Source organism: Ferrovibrio terrae (assembly GCF_943371255.1).
GTDB lineage: Bacteria > Pseudomonadota > Alphaproteobacteria > Ferrovibrionales > Ferrovibrionaceae > Ferrovibrio > Ferrovibrio terrae_B.
Genome location: NZ_CALRUC010000106.1, coordinates 1 through 15798, shown reverse-complemented (window position 1 = coordinate 15798; position 15798 = coordinate 1). Strand labels below are relative to the sequence as shown.

At 66.1% G+C, this 15798-nt stretch carries 18 protein-coding genes and 1 pseudogene; 12 read left to right on the top strand and 7 right to left on the bottom strand.

All coding sequences use genetic code 11. The annotated features are described in order from the left end of the window. A partial coding sequence (locus AAG799_RS18325; RefSeq protein WP_341898201.1) for a DNA polymerase occupies positions 1–189 on the top strand: 189 nt, incomplete at its 5' end. Positions 190–198: 9 nt separating this feature from the next. Here the strand turns inward: AAG799_RS18325 and AAG799_RS18320 are convergent. Both AAG799_RS18320 and AAG799_RS18315 read right to left on the bottom strand, forming a co-directional pair. Beyond that, on the bottom strand, positions 199–504 hold the full coding sequence (locus tag AAG799_RS18320) for an NIPSNAP family protein (protein WP_341898200.1): 306 nt from the start codon (positions 502–504) through the stop codon (positions 199–201). Continuing rightward, positions 501–908, bottom strand: coding sequence for a hypothetical protein (locus AAG799_RS18315; RefSeq protein WP_341898199.1), 408 nt, complete (start codon positions 906–908; stop codon positions 501–503). The genes AAG799_RS18320 and AAG799_RS18315 overlap by 4 nt, the downstream gene beginning before the upstream one ends. A gap of 115 nt (positions 909–1023) precedes the next feature. Here AAG799_RS18315 and AAG799_RS18310 point away from each other — a divergent pair, with 115 nt between their 5' ends. From AAG799_RS18310 to AAG799_RS18285, 6 genes are all read left to right on the top strand, one after another. Then, on the top strand, positions 1024–2109 hold the full coding sequence (locus tag AAG799_RS18310; protein ID WP_341898198.1) for a malate/lactate/ureidoglycolate dehydrogenase: 1086 nt from the start codon (positions 1024–1026) through the stop codon (positions 2107–2109). A 1-nt stretch (position 2110) separates the two neighbouring features. Continuing rightward, the gene (locus AAG799_RS18305; RefSeq protein ID WP_341898197.1) at positions 2111–2899 is read left to right on the top strand and encodes a fumarylacetoacetate hydrolase family protein; all 789 of its coding nucleotides are present in this window, start codon (positions 2111–2113) and stop codon (positions 2897–2899) included. A gap of 10 nt (positions 2900–2909) precedes the next feature. Continuing rightward, positions 2910–3938, top strand: coding sequence for an NAD(P)-dependent alcohol dehydrogenase (locus AAG799_RS18300; protein WP_341898195.1), 1029 nt, complete (start codon positions 2910–2912; stop codon positions 3936–3938). 92 nt (positions 3939–4030) lie between these two features. Beyond that, positions 4031–4525: a hypothetical protein gene (locus AAG799_RS18295; RefSeq protein ID WP_341898193.1), complete on the top strand. Its 495-nt coding sequence runs from the start codon at positions 4031–4033 to the stop codon at positions 4523–4525. A gap of 60 nt (positions 4526–4585) precedes the next feature. After that, the gene (locus tag AAG799_RS18290; RefSeq protein WP_341898191.1) at positions 4586–5170 is read left to right on the top strand and encodes a DUF3291 domain-containing protein; all 585 of its coding nucleotides are present in this window, start codon (positions 4586–4588) and stop codon (positions 5168–5170) included. 203 nt (positions 5171–5373) lie between these two features. Continuing rightward, positions 5374–7596 carry a methyl-accepting chemotaxis protein gene (locus AAG799_RS18285; RefSeq protein WP_341898189.1) on the top strand — a complete coding sequence of 741 codons (2223 nt, stop codon included), beginning with the start codon at positions 5374–5376 and terminating at the stop codon, positions 7594–7596. 24 nt (positions 7597–7620) lie between these two features. Here AAG799_RS18285 and AAG799_RS18280 read toward each other — a convergent pair whose 3' ends face one another. Further along, on the bottom strand, positions 7621–8070 hold the full coding sequence (locus AAG799_RS18280) for a nuclear transport factor 2 family protein (protein ID WP_341898187.1): 450 nt from the start codon (positions 8068–8070) through the stop codon (positions 7621–7623). Next, positions 8067–8639 (bottom strand): helix-turn-helix transcriptional regulator, encoded by a 573-nt coding sequence (locus tag AAG799_RS18275; protein WP_341898185.1) that lies wholly within the window; start codon positions 8637–8639, stop codon positions 8067–8069. Before AAG799_RS18275 ends, AAG799_RS18280 begins: the two co-directional genes overlap by 4 nt. An 80-nt stretch (positions 8640–8719) precedes the next feature. Here AAG799_RS18275 and AAG799_RS18270 point away from each other — a divergent pair, with 80 nt between their 5' ends. After that, positions 8720–9661 (top strand): LysR family transcriptional regulator, encoded by a 942-nt coding sequence (locus tag AAG799_RS18270; protein ID WP_341898183.1) that lies wholly within the window; start codon positions 8720–8722, stop codon positions 9659–9661. Positions 9662–9670: 9 nt separating this feature from the next. Here the strand turns inward: AAG799_RS18270 and amt are convergent, their stop codons facing one another. After that, positions 9671–11809 carry an ammonium transporter gene (gene amt, locus AAG799_RS18265; protein WP_341898181.1) on the bottom strand — a complete coding sequence of 713 codons (2139 nt, stop codon included), beginning with the start codon at positions 11807–11809 and terminating at the stop codon, positions 9671–9673. Between the two features lie 193 nt (positions 11810–12002). Here amt and AAG799_RS18260 point away from each other — a divergent pair, with 193 nt between their 5' ends. From AAG799_RS18260 to AAG799_RS18245, 4 genes are read left to right on the top strand one after another with little or no spacing between them, the layout of a single operon-like run. Further along, complete coding sequence (locus AAG799_RS18260; RefSeq protein ID WP_341898180.1) at positions 12003–12980, top strand: co-chaperone YbbN; 978 nt, start codon at positions 12003–12005, stop codon at positions 12978–12980. 14 nt (positions 12981–12994) lie between these two features. Beyond that, on the top strand, positions 12995–13678 hold the full coding sequence (locus AAG799_RS18255; RefSeq protein ID WP_341898178.1) for an LON peptidase substrate-binding domain-containing protein: 684 nt from the start codon (positions 12995–12997) through the stop codon (positions 13676–13678). A gap of 24 nt (positions 13679–13702) precedes the next feature. Next, positions 13703–13906, top strand: a complete 204-nt coding sequence (locus tag AAG799_RS18250) for a Trm112 family protein (RefSeq protein WP_341898177.1) — start codon at positions 13703–13705, stop codon at positions 13904–13906. 1 nt (position 13907) lies between these two features. Then, positions 13908–14324, top strand: a complete 417-nt coding sequence (locus tag AAG799_RS18245; RefSeq protein ID WP_341898176.1) for a DUF971 domain-containing protein — start codon at positions 13908–13910, stop codon at positions 14322–14324. A gap of 12 nt (positions 14325–14336) precedes the next feature. On the opposite strand, the gene AAG799_RS18240 is transcribed toward AAG799_RS18245, so the two are convergent. Beyond that, positions 14337–15287, bottom strand: coding sequence for a TAXI family TRAP transporter solute-binding subunit (locus tag AAG799_RS18240; RefSeq protein WP_341898175.1), 951 nt, complete (start codon positions 15285–15287; stop codon positions 14337–14339). A gap of 35 nt (positions 15288–15322) precedes the next feature. Continuing rightward, positions 15323–15772, bottom strand: a pseudogene (locus tag AAG799_RS18235) (peptidase dimerization domain-containing protein); the annotation flags it as partial. Positions 15773–15798 lie beyond the last annotated feature (26 nt).

Sequence of the window (15798 nt, the reverse complement as noted above, 5' to 3'; positions counted from 1 at the left end):
CTGGCGGCCGAGGGGCTCAAGACCCGCATGCTGCTGCAGGTGCATGACGAACTGGTGTTCGAGGCGCCCGAGTCAGAGGTGGATGCGCTGATCGCGGTGGCGAAGGCGGTGATGCAGTCGGCCGCCACGCTGGATGTGCCGCTGGTGGTCGATGCCGGCGTCGGCGCCAACTGGGAAGCGGCGCATTAGCCGCCGGGCTTACTCAAACACCGGGCGGAAGAAACTCCGGTCGTAGCGGCGGAAGCAGCGCGTGCGCTCGAAGAAGGCCATCGCGGCCTGGCATTCCGCGTCCGTCGCCGCCGCCTTGCGATACTGTTCGTAGGCCGCCAGGCTCGGGAAGCTGAAGCTGGCCAGCGCCACATCGCTGGCGCCCTCGCTGGGCATCAGATAGCCGTGATGCGTGCCACCCAGCTTGTTGACCAACCGGATCCACATGCGCCCGTATTCTTCAAAATCTTTCAGTTTGTCGAGATCGACTTCGTAGCGCAGGAAACAGGTGATCATGGCTTTGCCGCCACGCAGCGCTCGACGATGGCGCCGCAGGGTTCCATGATCTCGCGGCCCGTCGCCGTGCGGCCGCGGAACTCGACGCTGCGCACCCGGCCGCCCTGCAGCGCGAAGGTCGCCTCGCAATAGCGGAAATAGTCGTAATTGGTTTCGCCGCGATTGGTCGGCGTGTAGCCGATATCGCCGGAGATCGCCACCGCCGAGCGGCTGGTCTCGCGGAAATAGCTCCACAGCACGGTGCCGTTTTCCAGGTTGGTGGCGGTCGGCTCGCCGGCACAGGCCTTGAGCTGGCCCTCGGTCATGCCGATCATCTCGCTGCGGGCGCGTTCGGCCACATGCTCCAGCGGCGAGGTGCAGGCGGCCAGGAAAAGCAGGGCGATCAGGGCGGGGATTTTTTGCATGGCCCCAATCTGCCGCAACGCCCCGCCCGGGTCAAATCCCTCCGTAGCCTTACGATATTGTCGACCCGCCCGCTTTCCGATACACCAGATACAACCGAGAAAGGGACACAGAACCATGGGTGAAACCGTCACCGTCAAGCCGGAGCCGCTGCGCGCCGCCGTGCGCCATATCTGCCTTGCCGCCGGCAGCAACGAACGCGAAGCCACCCTGGTCGCCGAGAATCTGGTGCTGGCCAATCTGAGCGGCCATGACAGCCACGGTGTCGGCATGTTGCCGCAGTATATCCTCGCCGCGGTCGAAAAACGCCTGGTGGTGAACCAGTCGGTGCGCGTGACCGGCGATTTCGGCGCCATCCTCAACCTGGATGGCGGCATGGGCTATGGCCAGGTGATCGGCCATGAGGCGATGGAACTGGGCATCCGCCGCGCACGGGAAACCGGCGCCTGCATCGTGAGCTTACGCGACAGCCACCATATCGGCCGCATCGGCCACTGGGGCGAGCAATGCGCCGCCGCCGGCATGCTGTCGACGCATTATGTCAACGTGGTGGGCCGTCCGCCGCTGGTGGCGCCGTTTGGCGGCGCCGATGCGCGCTTTGCCACCAATCCCTATTGCTGCGCGCTTCCGCCGAGCCAGCCCGGCGGTGAGCCCATCGTGCTGGATTTCGCCACCTCCAAGATCGCCATGGGCAAGGTGCGGGTGGCCATGAACAAGGGCGAGCAGGTGCCGCCCGGCACGCTGATCAATTCCAACGGCGCGCCGACCACCGAGCCGCGCACCATGTTCGACGGCCCGATCGGCGCCATCCTCACCTTTGGCGAACACAAGGGCTATGGCCTGGCCGTGATCGCCGAACTGCTGGCCGGCGCCTTCACCGGCGGCATCACCATGCATGAGGGCAGCTGGGCCAAGAACACCATCACCAACAACATGTTTTCGGTGATCGTCGATCCGGCCAAGCTGGGCGGCGCCGACAGCTGGCGCCGCGAGGTCGATGCCTTCGTCAAATTCGTCAAGGCCGCGCCGAAAGCCCCGGGTTCCGATGGCGTGCAGGTGGCCGGCGAGCCCGAGCGTCGCTATCGCGCCAGCCGCAGCCGCGACGGCATCCCGGTGGATGCCACCACCTGGCGCGAGATCGTCGCTGCCGGAGAATCGGTCGGCATCGGCGCCGCCCAGACCACCACAGCCGCAGGACTCTGACATGTCACCCAACCCCGCCGTCCTCCAGGATGCCGCCGACCGCCTGCGCCAGGCCGGCGAGACCGGCATTGCCTGCGCCCCGGTGCGTGACCTGCTGGCCGGCGACATGGCTGCCGCCTATGCCGTGCAGGGCCTCAACCGCGACATCTGGCTCAAGGCCGGGCGGCGCAGCATCGGCTACAAGATCGCGCTGTCCAACAAGGCCGCCCAGAAGGCGATGAACCTGAAGGAACCGGCCTACAGCAACCTCTATGCCGACATGCTGATGGGCGACGGCGATACCGTGGCGAAAGACCGCGTGATGCAGCCGCGCGTCGAGGGCGAGGTCGCCATCGTGCTGGAGCGCGACCTGGCGATGGAACAGCCGACGCTGGCCGATGTGATCCGCGCGGTCGCCTATTGCCTGCCGGCCATCGAGGTGGTGGGCAGCCGCATCGCCAACCTGGATGCCAAGCCGGTCGATATCGTGGCCGACAATGCCAATGGCGGCGCCTTCGTGCTGGGTGCGCCGGCGCGCCGCCTCGATGGCCTCGACCTGCGCCGCATGCCGATGCACATGAGCAAGGGCGGCGCGCCAATCATCAGCGGCACCGGCGAGGCGGTCTATGGCAGCCCGCTGCATGCGCTGGCCTGGCTGGCGGGCCGGCTGGTGAGCGACGAGATGCCGCTGCGCGCCGGCGAAGTGATCATGACTGGCACATACTTTGCCATGCAGGCCGCGGCACCGGGCGACCAGTTCGAGATCGAGGCCGAGGGGCTCGGCCGCTGCGCCGTCGGCTTCGAGGCCTGAGGAGACCACCATGCGCGCGATCGAACTGCAGTCTTTCTCGGTCGATGCGCTCAAACTGGTCGAGCGGCCGGACCCGGTGCCCCAAAGAGACCTCCCGCCCGGCGAGGTGCTGGTGCGGGTGAAGGCCTGCTCGCTGAATTTCCGCGACTGGCTGATGGCGCAGGGCACCTATAACCCGAAGCAGAAGCTGCCGCTGATCCCGGTATCCGATGGCGCCGGCGAGGTGGTGGCCACAGGCGACGGTGTGACCGGCTTCAAGCCCGGCGACCGTGTGCTGGGGCATTTCTTCCCGGCCTGGCAGAGCGGCGAGCCCAGCGTGGCGAAATTCGCCGTCTCGATGGGCGGGCCTTATGACGGCTGGCTCTGCGAACAGCGCTGCTTCCCGGCCAGCGCGCTGGCCCACATCCCCGCGCATCTGTCCTACGCGGAAGCCGCCTCCCTGCCCTGCGCAGGCTTAACCGCCTGGAGCGCCATCGTCACGCTGGGCCGCGTGCAGCCGGGCGAGCGCGTGCTGATCCAGGGCACCGGCGGCGTGGCTTTGTTCGCGCTGCAATTCGCCAAGCTGGCCGGCGCCGAGGTGATCATGACCTCGTCCTCGGACGAGAAACTGGCCCGCGTGAAAGCCATGGGCGCCGACCATGGCATCAACTACAAGGCCGATCCGCACTGGGGCCGCACGGCGCGCGCGCTGACCGGCAATGCCGGGCTGGATCATATCGTCGAGTTGGGCGGCGCCGGTACGCTGATGCAGTCGATCCGCGCGATCCGGCCGGGCGGCACCATCAGCATGATCGGCGTGCTGTCGGGCCCCAGCAACGACCTGCAGATTCCGCTGGTGGTGATGCAGCAGGTGCGGCTGCAGGGCGTGACGGTGGGATCGAAGGAAGGCTTCGATACCATGCTGCGCGCCATGGCGCTGGCAAAGCTGAAGCCGGTGCTGGACGAATGCTTCGATTTTTCGGAAGCCGGCGTGCAGGCGGCCTTCCGCCATATGGGCAGCGGCAGCCATTTCGGGAAGATCGTGATTGGGCTCACCTGAGGCCCGCCCTCCCTAAACCTCTGTATAGTATCGCGGCCCGACCGGGCGCGGCATGCTAGGGTCCAGATCACCCCTCCAGCCCCCGAGGCCCCATGTTTCTCACCCTGCTTCTGCTTGGCCATACGCTGATCAGCGTCGCCGCCATCATCGCCGGCATCGTCGTCATCGCCGACCTGCTGCGCGGGCGTGACAGCGGCGGGCTGGCGACGGTTTTTCTCGCCACCGCCCTGCTCACCAGTGCCACCGGCTTCCTGTTCCCCTTCACCGTGTTCCTGCCCTCGCATGGCACCGCCATCGTGGCGCTGGTTGTGCTGGCCGCCACCCTGCCGGCGCGCTACAGCTTCCGCCTTGCCGGTCCGTGGCGCGCGATCTATGCCGGTGGCGCAGTGGCGAGCCTGTTCCTGCTGATCTTCGTGGCCATCGCTCAGGCTTTCGGCAAGGTGCCGTCCCTGCGCGCCACCGCCCCCACCCAGTCTGAACCGCCCTTCCTCATCACCGAAGGCATCACGCTGGCGATTTTCGTGCTGCTGGGCGTGCTGGCGGTGCGCCGCTTCCATCCGGCAGCTTCAGCTTACCGGCCGGCATGAGCCGTTATTCACCGCGGATATTGGCCTAGCGCGGCCAGAGGATTTGACTAAAGTGCGCGCGTGGAAAACCGCGTCGCGCTCTATACCTTCGGCATCTTCCGGCGGCCATCGGCCGATCCGGTCAATGACAGCTTTCATGCCCGCAACGACAGCAACCTTGCCGCCGTTGCGCGAAGCGCGGGTTTCATCGCGCGCTCGGGCTATGACGGCGATCCCGGCCCGGCCAGCTGGGGGCCAGCGGCCTATCCGCGTTTCTATACCGGCAGCGACCCGCATTCGCCCTCCACGCTGTCGCTGTGGCGCGATCTCGAATCGCCGCTGGCTTTCACCTATAGCGGCATCCATGCCGAGGCGCTGGCGCATGGCCGCGACTGGTTTGTGAAGCCGGTGGCTTCCCCGCTGCAGAAACCGGCCTGGCCGCCTTACGTGCTGTGGTGGGTGGCCGGCGACCATGTGCCCGACTGGTGCGAAGCCGTGCAGCGCCACGAACACCTGCATGACCACGGCCCGTCGCCGCGCGCCTTCGACTGGAAGACCGCCTTCGATGCGCAGGGACAGCCAACGGCCATCGACCGCGACCTGGTGCGCCGGCTGAGCGCACTCAACCTGGCGAGTCAGGCTGGGTTCTCTCAGGCCGCCGGATAGGCCGGACGCCCTCCATACCACGGCAGGGTCCGCTGTCGGAGCCATAATTGCGAATGCGTATCATGAACCATATACGCCACCCCAGCTTGTTACTTATCGAAAAGTAACTGCGCTTTTCCGCGAAATCTGGCGTAAGCACACATCCGACGTAAGCACACAATTGTATTCCGCCCCGGCGGGACAAGAAACTTGTGGGACATAAGATGGCTTTGGTTTCCGCGTTTGATGAGCGTGCCCTCGCGAAACAACAGACCAAACGATCCTGGTTTGGCATCGGGCCCCGCATAGCCCTTGGCGTCGCCGCCCTGGTCGCCGTCGAAGCCGCGATTTACACGGCAACCACCTTCCGCGAGATGTCCACCTCCATCGAGGAAGAAGCGCACGAAAGGATGGAGCTTTCGGCGCTGGCGGCGAAAGACCGCTTCCAGGCCATTGCCGCTGCGACACAATCCTATGCGGAAATCTTCAGCCGTCATGGCCGTGTCGTGGACGCGCTGGCCTCCGGCGACATGGCCGCTCTGGAAAGTTTCCTGGTGCCGGAAACCACCCGCATCCGCGCCCTGGACCCTGTCGTCGGCGCAATCGAAGTGACCGATACCAAAGGCATCGTGGTTCTGCGTGGCCATAACCCGAAATCCAAAGGCGATGACAAGACCAAGGTGCCCACCGTGGCTGCGGCCTTGCAGGGCAATGCGACAGCGGCCTGGATCGTCTCTCCCACCAGCAAGGAACTGGCACAGGAAACCGTATCCCCGATCCGGAATGGCACTGCCGTCATCGGCACCATCAAGGTCGGCAGCTATGTGCGGGATGACACGGCAAAGCGGATTGCCGATGCCGCCCGGATGGGCGTGGCATTCTTTGTCGACGGCAAACAGACCGGCCGGTCGGGCGACCATCTGAAAGACTGGGTGCCGGCGGATACGGCAGCCCTGTCAGCAACACGCGACACTTACGGTCGCGCCCAGATCGCCGGCGTGGCCTATGATGTCGCATTCATTCCGCTGCTGGATAAGCAGGGAAAGCTGCTGCTGACCGTGGCCCTGCTGGGCGACCGCTCGAAACTTGAAGCCGCCCTGTCCGCACAGCTCCGCGACAGCATCCTGCTGGGCGCGGGCATGACGATCGTGTTCATCGGCATCGCGCTCGCATTCGCCATGTCGGTGGCACGGCCAATTACCCGCCTGACCGGTCGCATGAACGAACTTGCCGGCGGCGATGCAACAGTCGCGATTCCAGACACCGGCCGCAGGGATGAACTCGGCGCCATGGCGCGGGCATTGCTGATTTTCCGCGATGGCATTGCCGAGAAGAACCGCCTGGAAACCGAGAGCGCCGCCACGCGGGCCGCTGCCGACCAGGCACGTGCGGAACGCGAGGCGCGCGAAGCCGCTGCCGGACGCGAGATCGCCGCGCTCTGTGACCAGATTTCCAACGGCGACCTGTCGGGCCGGATTTCAGAATCCGGCAAGAACGGCTTCCTGCTTGAGGTCACCCGCCAGCTGAACAGGCTGGCCCAGACGCTGGATGGCGTCACCGGCGAAGTGGCCAATGTGATAAGCGGCATCGCCGATGGCGACCTGCGCAGACAGGTGCAGGGCGCCTATCATGGAGTGTTTGGCAAACTGAAGGACGGCGCCAACGGAACCTCGGCCAAACTGCGGGAATTTGCGGGCCAGCTCAGCACCACCGCCGAAGACGTCAACCGGGCGGCGGGCGAGATTGCCGAAGTCAGCCATGAACTCGGCAACCGGACGGCGGCCCAGGCTTCGACGCTTGAGGAAACGGCCGCGGCGATGCACGAAGTCACCACGACGGTAAAGCAGAATGCCGATTTCGCCCAGAATGCCAGCCAGCTTTCGGCCAGTGCCAGCTCGCGCGCCGATGCCGGTGGCGCCGTGGTCGGCGAAGCGGTCACGGCCGTCAACGACATCGAGACCAGCGCCCGCAAAATCAGCGAGATCGTATCGCTGATCGACGAGATCGCCTTCCAGACCAACCTGCTGGCGCTGAACGCGTCCGTCGAGGCCGCACGCGCCGGCGAGTCCGGCAAGGGTTTTGCCGTGGTGGCACAGGAAGTCCGTGCACTGGCGCAGCGTTCGGCCAATGCCTCGAAGGACATCAAGGCCCTGATCACCGAGTCGAATGCCAAAGTGAAATCCGGTGCAACCCTGGTGAATCAAACCGGCGCCTCCCTCGCGGAAATCGTTACCGCGATCAAGAAAGCGTCCGATATCGTTGCCGATATCGCCGCCGGCAGCCGCGAGCAGGCGGTCGGCCTCGAGCAGGTCAACCAGGCCATCACCAGCATGGATGAAGCGACCCAGCGCAATGCCGCCATGGTCGAGGAAACCAATGCGGCGGCACAGACCCTGGCAACCCAGGCAGAGCAGCTCTCAAGCCTGGTCCGCTTCTTCAAGTCCTGACCGGATCGGATCGGAAATCCGGCTTCACACGTGGGCTGAGGAAGGCTCCGCCGCGACCTGCGGCGGGCCCAGCACGCGTTCGATCAGCGCGGTATCGGCATATTCAGTGATCTCCACCACGCGGCCATCACGCAGCCGGAAGATCATGCAGTAGCTGTTGCAGTAAGGTTCGCCCGCTTTGGTGCGCCCATTGCCGCGCGCCTGTACCACCACGCAGTCGGCTTCCGCGATGAAGCCCGAGGCGCTGAGCCGGTTGGGGCCATCGAGCACCGCATGCAGCGGCTTGAGCAGGTCGGCCTTCACGGCTGATTTTCCCTGATAGCTGCGCGACCAGCCGGTGCTGCCCTCGACATGCCAGACCACATCCTCGGCCAGCATGTCGAGGAACGGCCGGCCCTGGCCGGTGGCGAGATCGGCAAAAACCCATTGCAGCAGCGCCTTGTTGGCGGCGGCCTGTTTCACCACGGATGTCATGTTGCGGCCTCCCGGGCGTCCGGCCAGGGGTGGCACAGGCCGCCCTCCGGCGGCAGGCGCAGCCCGTTGGCGATATAGGCGACCGTGCGGTAGTAGCCGGCGAGCAGCAGCAGTTCGAGGATCGCCTCGTCGGCGAACACCGCCTGCAGATCGCGCCACAGGTCATCGCCGATATCGCAGTCGTCATGCAGCGCATCGGCCAGCCGCAGCAGCACATGGTCGGCCGGCTCCCAGGCCGGGTCATCAGCGCCGCCCTGCACGCTGGCGCGCACCTGCGCCGCGGTCAGACCGGCTGCCTGCTGGAAGAAATGCACCCGCATGCCCCATTCATAACGGCAGCCGCAATTGGCGGTGACGCGATGCAGCAGCACTTCCCGCTGGCGCAGGCTGAGCCGGCTGTCCGGCCGGTAGCCGACCGCGCCGCGCAGGAACCGCTGCAGCAAGTCGGGCTCGCGGGCCAGCACGGTGAACAGCCGGAACGGCGGCGTCCACGCGGCCGGCAGGCGCGCCAGGATGGCGGCCACCTCGGGCGTGAAGGGTTCGGATACGGGCGCGATTCTCGGGGTCATGGCGATCTCCTGATCCGCGCAGGATGGCGCTGCGTTGATTATTCTTCCAATCGATAGTCTGTATAATTTATATTCGTAAGATGAATTTGGCCGCCCTCGATCTCAATCTGCTGGTGGCGCTGGATGCGCTGGTGACCGAGGCGCATGTCGGCCGCGCCGCTCTGCGCGTCGGCCTGTCACAGCCGGCGATGAGCCATGCGCTGCGGCGGCTGCGCGAGATCCTGCATGATCCGCTGCTGGTGCGGGTCGGCTCCGGCATGGAACTGACGCCACGGGCGCAGGGCCTGCGCGAGCCCCTGAAGCAGACACTGGAGAGCGTGCGCGGACTGTTCGTCGCCGATGGCTTCGATCCCGCCAGCAGCACGCGGCGTTTCGCCCTGATGATCCCCGACTACATCATCAACTTCGTGCTGCCGCCGCTGATCGGCCGCATCGCCGCCGAAGCGCCAGGCGTGCGGCTGGATGTGACGCCGTGGCGCGGCGCGCCGCTGCAGGCGAGCGGCGCCATCGCGCCCGACATCGCCCGCCGCGTCGACTTCGCCTTCAACTGCCGGCCCGGCGCCCTGCCCGGCTTCCACCGCCAGCGCCTGTTCGGCGATGTCGACATGCTGGCGGTGCGGCGCGGGCATCCGCAGGCGACGAAGCTGAAGCAGATGAAGGTTTTCCTCGCCGCCCGCCATGTGGCGGTGATCGGCCGCGGCCAGGACGAAGACCTGATCGACAGCTGGCTGCAGCAGCAGGGCATCCAGCGCCGCATCGCGCTATCCGTGCCAAGTTACCTGCAAGCGCTTCATACCGTGGCGCGCAGCGACCTGGTCGCCTTCGTGCCGGGCCGGCTGATCGCCAGCCTGAGCCGGCAGCTCGACCTGGTGGCGCTGGCGCCGCCGCTGCAGCCCGAGGGCGATGAGGAATACCTGTTCTGGCCGGTGCGGCACCAGAACGACCCCGGCTCGCTCTGGCTGCGCCGCCATATCCTGGCGGTGGGCCGCGAGCTGGACAAACAGAAGCGCAAGCCGGCCTAGGCAGCAGCCCTAATCCGCGGCGCGCGCATCCATGGCGATGGCCGGCAGCTGGCGCACGCGGCTGCGCGGGAAACGCAGCGTCACGCTGGTGCCCTCACCCTCGCGGCTGTCGATGGTGATCGAGCCGCCATGCAGGCGCATCAGCGCCTGCACCAGCGGCAGGCCGAGCCCGGTGCCGCCATAGGCCTTGTTCATATGGTGATGCAGCTGCACAAAGGGTTCGAGCGCGCGCGGCACATCCTCGCGTTTCATGCCGATGCCGGTATCACTGACCGTAATCGCCAGCCGACCATCGCCTTCCTGCTGCACGGCGAGGCTGACGCTGCCGCCGGCGGGCGTGAATTTCACCGCATTGCCCAGCAGGTTGAGCAGCATCTGGCGGATCGCGCGTTCGTCGGCCAGCAGATAGGGCAGCAGCTCCGGGAAATCGCCGCGCAGGCTGACATTGGCGGCCGAAGCGCGTTCGCGCATCAGGCGTAGCGCGGCTTCGGCATGCTCATGCACATCCATCTCGACATCGTGCAGTTCGACGCGGCCGGCCTCGATGCGGGTGTGGTCGAGCAGGTCGTTGACCAGGCTGAGCAGATGGCGGCCGCTGGCCAGGATGTCGCTGGCGTAATCCTTGTAGCGCGGATCGCCGAGATGGCCGAACAGCTCGTTGGTGAGAATCTCGGAAAAGCCGATCACGGCATTCAGCGGCGTGCGCAATTCGTGGCTCATATTGGCGAGGAAGGCCGACTTGGCGTTGCTGGCCTCCTCGGCCGCCTGCTTGGCGCGCTTGAGATCCTCGATGGCGCGGCGCAGCGCATCGGCATCGCGGGTGACGCGGGCGATCACGCGGTTGTACTGCAGCGCAATGGTCTCGACCTCGGAGCCGACGACGACGCGCACCGGCTGGTCGAAGCGGCCTTCGCGGCGCTGGCGCTCCATGTCGCCGACCAGATCGAGCATGGCCGAACCGGCGCCATGTTCGGCCTGGTTGAGACCGATCGCCTCGGCCTCGCTGGTGACGCGCAGCGGCACCGCCATGTTGATCAGCCGCAGCAGGATATAGGTGACGCCGAAGCCATAGACGGCGGCGGCGGCACAGCCGAGCAGCTGGATGCCGAACTGGGTGAAGCGGTCATGTGGCACGGGCCAGCCGGCCGGGTCGCCGAAGATCGCCACCGCCAGCGTGCCCCAGATGCCGGCGCACAGATGCACCGGCACGGCGCCGACCGCGTCGTCGATCTTCCAGCGTTCCAGCAGCTCGGCCCCGGCAATCGCCACGCCGCCGCCGACCGCGCCGATGATGACGGCGCCAAGCCCCGAGGTGTTGTGGCAGTTGGCGGTGATCGCCACCAGGCCGGCCAGCGTGCCGTTGAGGAAATCCTCGACGCGGATCTTGTTGTAGAGCAGTTGCGACAGGATCAGGTTGGCGACACCGCCGGCGCAGCCGCCCAGCGTGGTGTTGATCAGGATGGACGGCACGCTTTCATTCAGCGCCAGCGTCGAGCCGCCATTGAAACCGAACCAGCCGAACCACAGCAGCATGACGCCGAGCGTCGACATCACCAGGTCATGGCCGCGCATGCTGGGCTGGCCAGGCAGGAAGCGGCCGGTGCGCGGGCCGATGATCAGCACGGCGGCGAGCGAGACCCAGCCGCCGATCGAATGCACCACGCTGGAACCGGCGAAATCGATGAAGCCAAGCTGCGCCAGCCAGCCGCTGCTGCCGCCGAACTGGCCGGTATTCCAGGCCCAGTTGGCATAGACCGGATAGATCAGACTGGAGATTACAATGGTGATGGCGATGTAGCTGGCGAAACTGACCCGTTCGGCCACCGCGCCCGAGACGATGGTGGCCGAGGTGCCGCAGAACATCAGTTGGAACAGGAAGAAGACGCCGAGCGCGATCTCGCCGCGGGCATCGAACAGCCAGTGGGTGGCGCCGATCCAGCCGTTGCCGGCGCCGAAGGCGAAGGCGAAACCAAAGGCCCAGAACAGCAGCGCGGCGATGCAGAAATCAGCCAGGTTCTTCAACGCCACGTTGATACTGTTCTTGGCGCGCACGAAGCCGCTTTCCAGGCAACAGAAGCCGGCCTGCATGGTGAAGATCATGCAGGTGGCGATAACGATCCAGACGATGTCGATGCGATCAGGGGTCATGCGGGCCTGACCGGTAGAGAAAGCAAGAGCCGTACCACGCCGAATCAGCGATTCCCGCGCTTGTGCGGGGTACCGGCATGCCTATATTTTCACCATGGCTGTCGGCATTTGCAGCGTGGGCTGTTGGCTTTTGCCGCCTGCGCCCTTATCTGTGGTCCCGACAGCAAACCCTTTTCAAGTGACGATGACCGCCATGGACCTTTCGCCCAAATCCCCAGCCAGCCTTCCCGGCAGCATGCCCGGCCTGACCGGCATCGCCGCTCCCGCCACTGCAGCACCCGCTGCGGCTGCAGACCTGATCAAGGATGCCGATATCACCACCTTCATGGAAGACGTGGTGCAGGCGTCGATGAAGCAGCCGGTGCTGGTCGACTTCTGGGCGCCGTGGTGCGGCCCCTGCAAGCAGCTGACCCCGGCGCTGGAAAAGCTGGTCAAGGCGGCGAACGGCAAGCTGCGCCTGGTCAAGATCAATGTCGACGATCCGAAGAACCAGCCGCTGGCCCAGCAGCTGCGTATCCAGTCGATCCCGGCGGTCTATGCCTTCTCCGGCGGCCAGCCGGTCGATGGCTTCGTCGGCGCGCTGCCGGAAAGCCAGCTGAAGAAATTCGTCGAGGGCCTGCCCGGCGCCGGCGCCATCGAGGACACCGCTGCCGAAGCCATCGAGGCCGGCAAGACCGCGCTCGCCGCCCAGGCCTGGGAAGATGCCGCCACGGCGTTTTCCACCGCGCTTGGCACCGAGCCGGAAAACATCTCGGCCCTGGGCGGCCTGGCCCGCGCGCTGATCGGCATGGGCGAAGTGGAAGAGGCCAAGGAAATCCTTGGCCAGATTCCGGCCGACAAGGCCGAGCATGCCGATGTGGTGGCTGCGCGCTCCGCACTCGAACTGCTGGAAGCCGGCAGCCAGGCGGCCGGCAACCTGAAGCCGCTGGAAGCTGCCGTCGCTGCCAACCCGAACGACCACCAGGCACGGCTGGACTATGCCGTGGCGCTGCATGGCGCCGGCCAACAGGCCGAGGCGATCGACCAGCTGCTGGATATCGTCAAGCGCGACCGCAAATGGAACGAGGAAGCCGCCCGCAAGCAGCTGGTGAAGATCTTCGAGGCAATGGGTCCGATGGACCCGGTGGTGGTGGATGCACGCCGCCGGCTGTCGTCGATCCTGTTTGCTTGAGCATGAGCGGCTCGATGCACGAGTCCCAGTGCCCGGCGAGCATCGATGAGCTGAGCCGCACGATTCCGATCTTTCCGCTGAACGGCGTGCTGCTGCTGCCACGCGGCCTGCTGCCGCTCAATATCTTCGAGCCGCGGTATCTGGCGATGACGCGCGCGGCACTCGATGGTGCCAAGCTGATCGGCATGATCCAGCCGACCCAGAGCGAGGGCCTGCCGGGCCAGTCGCCGCGCAATGGCGCCGATCTCTACACCACCGGCTGCGTCGGCAAGATCGTGTCGGCCACCGAAAGCGATGACGGCCGCATCCTGCTGACCTTGCGTGGCCTGTGCCGTTTCCAGGTGGCGCGCGAGCTTGAGGCCGGCACCGCCTATCGCCAGGTCGAGGCCGACTATGCCGAGTATGCCGCCGACATGACGGCGGCGCAGGACGGGCTGTGCGAGCGCGACCGTCTGATCCATGCGCTGCGCGCCTATTGTGCCCGCCACAACCTGCCGGCCGACTGGGATTCGATCACCGCGGTGAACGACGACCTGCTGGTGCATTCGCTGGCGATGATCTGTCCGTTCAGCGCCGGCGAGAAGCAGGCCCTGCTGGAAGCACCCGATTTCAAGGCCCGTGCCGCCATGCTGGTGTCCCTGCTGGAAATGGCCCTGCTGGATGGCAGCATCCTGCCGCGCGGCGCAAAGCCCAATTGAACCGGGCCAAACTGAGAGGCCGTCATGAGCGAATCCACCCAAGTCTCCGCCCCCGTCGACCCCAAGCTGCTCGAGCTGCTGGTCTGCCCGGTGACCAAGGGCCCGCTGACCTATGACCGCGCCCGCAACGAGTTGGTGAGCGAAAAGGCCGGCTTGGCCTTCCCGATCCGCGACGGCATCCCGATCATGCTGGTGGACGAAGCGCGCCAGATCGACGACACGCCCTGACATGGCGTCTGTGCCAAGCGGGATGAACCCGCAGTCGCTGTATCAGCAGGCCGGCCGCCCGGCCTGCACCGATGTGCGCTATGTCTCGGCTGAAAAGCGGCTCGAGGTCGCCTATGCCGACGGCAAGAGCTTTGCCTTCACCGCCGAATTCCTGCGCATCGAAAGCCCGTCGGCCGAGGTGCAGGGCCATGGCGCAGGGCAGAAGACCCTGGTGCCCGGCCGCCGCCATGTCGGCATCATGGGCATCGAGCCGGTCGGCACCTACGCGCTGCGGCTCAAATTCGACGACCTGCACGACACCGGCCTCTACAGCTGGGAATGGTTCTACGACCGCGGCCATGACCAGGACGCGCTGTGGCAGGATTATCTCAAGCGCCTGGAGGCGCGCGGCCTCAGTCGAGACCCGCGCGCCAGGTAAGCCTGCCGGTTCTTACTGCACCGCCAGCGCAATCCCCGCTTCCCTGAAATAGCGTACCGCGCCCGGGTGGAAGGGCATGAAGGTATTGGCCTTCACATTCGCCACCGTAGTACCGGTCGCCGTCACGTGGATTTTGGTGGCTTTCGCCGGGTCACCCATCACCGCCTTGACAATGCGATAGGCGGCGTCATCCGACAGGCCCTCGCGCGCGGCGACGAAGTTCCATACTGAAACAGCCGCAACGGCTTGCGGCTGGCCCTTGTAAGAGCCGGCCGGAATCGCACTGGTCACCAGATAAGGATAATGCTTGCGCAGGGCATCAGCGGCCGCGCCATCCAGCGGCAGCAGCCGCAGGCGGTCGCGGTCGGCCATCTGCTGGAAGGCCGGCACCGGCACACCAGCACCGAAGAAGAAACCATCGAGCCGGCCGGCCATCAGGTCGTCGGCCAGGGCCTGCGGCGCACCGAACACGATCTCGGGTTTGAGCTTCAGTTCTGCGACCATGTCGCGGAACATCGCTGCGCCGGGGCCATTTTCCGGTCCGACACCGACGCGCTTTCCATCGACGCCGGCGATGCCGGTGACACCGGCATCCGGGCGCAGGCCCATATGGAACGGTGTCTCGTACATCGGGAACAGCGCGCGCAGCCTGCGCATGGTCTCGCCCTTGGTCCAGGCGGCGCTGTTGTTCCAGGCCTCGAAGCCTGGCCCCATCGCCACCAGGGCCAGATCGGCCCTGCCCTCATGCAGCGCGCGGATATTCTCGTAACTGCCACCGCTCGGCTCGACAGCCATCGCAAGGCCGGTTTCGGCAGTGATGAATTTTGCTGCCGCCTCGCCGTATTCAAAGAAGGTACCACCCTTCGCTCCGGTCAGCAGCTTGAGCGCCGGTGTCTGCGCCCAGGCGGGCACCGCCGTGGCGAGCAGGCCGGCGACCGCGATCATCGCGAGCCGCCCCATCATGCTGGATATCCGCATCTTGCAATCCCCCGTTTGAGTTACGCCTGACAGAGCTGGATCAGGCGATCGACAAAACTTTCACACTGCACAAGTTCACGTTCGGCAATCCATTCATCGGCAATATGCGCCTGGGCAATCGCGCCGGGGCCGATCACGACGGTGGGGATGCCGGCCTGTGCCTGGAACAGCCCGGCCTCGGTCATGAAGGCCACCTTACGATGATCGTTGCGGCCGGCCAAAGCCTTGGTCAGCGACACGATCCCGGCATCGGCGGCATTATCCAGGGCCGGCGACTGGGCATAGGTATCGAAACGAAAACCGGCCCCGGCATGGATCGCCTGCATCGCCGGCTCCAGTTCTGCCTGGGCAAACCCGCGCAGCTCAGCGAGCAGCCCCGCCGCATCGTCGCCGGGCACGGTGCGCAGCTCGAACAGCAACTCGGCCACCGCCGGCACCACATTCAGCGCCGTGCCGCCGCGCAGGACGCCGACATGGGCTGTCGACTAGGGAATGT

Excerpts from the sequence above, each read along its gene's own strand:
- AAG799_RS18320 (WP_341898200.1), bottom strand. The coding sequence starts at position 504 with ATGATCACCTGTTTCCTGCGCTACGAAGTCGATCTCGACAAACTGAAA.
- AAG799_RS18315 (WP_341898199.1), bottom strand. The coding sequence starts at position 908 with ATGCAAAAAATCCCCGCCCTGATCGCCCTGCTTTTCCTGGCCGCCTGC.
- AAG799_RS18310 (WP_341898198.1), top strand. The coding sequence starts at position 1,024 with ATGGGTGAAACCGTCACCGTCAAGCCGGAGCCGCTGCGCGCCGCCGTG.
- AAG799_RS18305 (WP_341898197.1), top strand. The coding sequence starts at position 2,111 with ATGTCACCCAACCCCGCCGTCCTCCAGGATGCCGCCGACCGCCTGCGC.
- AAG799_RS18300 (WP_341898195.1), top strand. The coding sequence starts at position 2,910 with ATGCGCGCGATCGAACTGCAGTCTTTCTCGGTCGATGCGCTCAAACTG.
- AAG799_RS18295 (WP_341898193.1), top strand. The coding sequence starts at position 4,031 with ATGTTTCTCACCCTGCTTCTGCTTGGCCATACGCTGATCAGCGTCGCC.
- AAG799_RS18285 (WP_341898189.1), top strand. The coding sequence starts at position 5,374 with ATGGCTTTGGTTTCCGCGTTTGATGAGCGTGCCCTCGCGAAACAACAG.
- AAG799_RS18280 (WP_341898187.1), bottom strand. The coding sequence starts at position 8,070 with ATGACATCCGTGGTGAAACAGGCCGCCGCCAACAAGGCGCTGCTGCAA.
- AAG799_RS18275 (WP_341898185.1), bottom strand. The coding sequence starts at position 8,639 with ATGACCCCGAGAATCGCGCCCGTATCCGAACCCTTCACGCCCGAGGTG.
- AAG799_RS18270 (WP_341898183.1), top strand. The coding sequence starts at position 8,720 with ATGAATTTGGCCGCCCTCGATCTCAATCTGCTGGTGGCGCTGGATGCG.
- amt (WP_341898181.1), bottom strand. The coding sequence starts at position 11,809 with ATGACCCCTGATCGCATCGACATCGTCTGGATCGTTATCGCCACCTGC.
- AAG799_RS18260 (WP_341898180.1), top strand. The coding sequence starts at position 12,003 with ATGGACCTTTCGCCCAAATCCCCAGCCAGCCTTCCCGGCAGCATGCCC.
- AAG799_RS18255 (WP_341898178.1), top strand. The coding sequence starts at position 12,995 with ATGCACGAGTCCCAGTGCCCGGCGAGCATCGATGAGCTGAGCCGCACG.
- AAG799_RS18250 (WP_341898177.1), top strand. The coding sequence starts at position 13,703 with ATGAGCGAATCCACCCAAGTCTCCGCCCCCGTCGACCCCAAGCTGCTC.
- AAG799_RS18245 (WP_341898176.1), top strand. The coding sequence starts at position 13,908 with ATGGCGTCTGTGCCAAGCGGGATGAACCCGCAGTCGCTGTATCAGCAG.
- AAG799_RS18240 (WP_341898175.1), bottom strand. The coding sequence starts at position 15,287 with ATGATGGGGCGGCTCGCGATGATCGCGGTCGCCGGCCTGCTCGCCACG.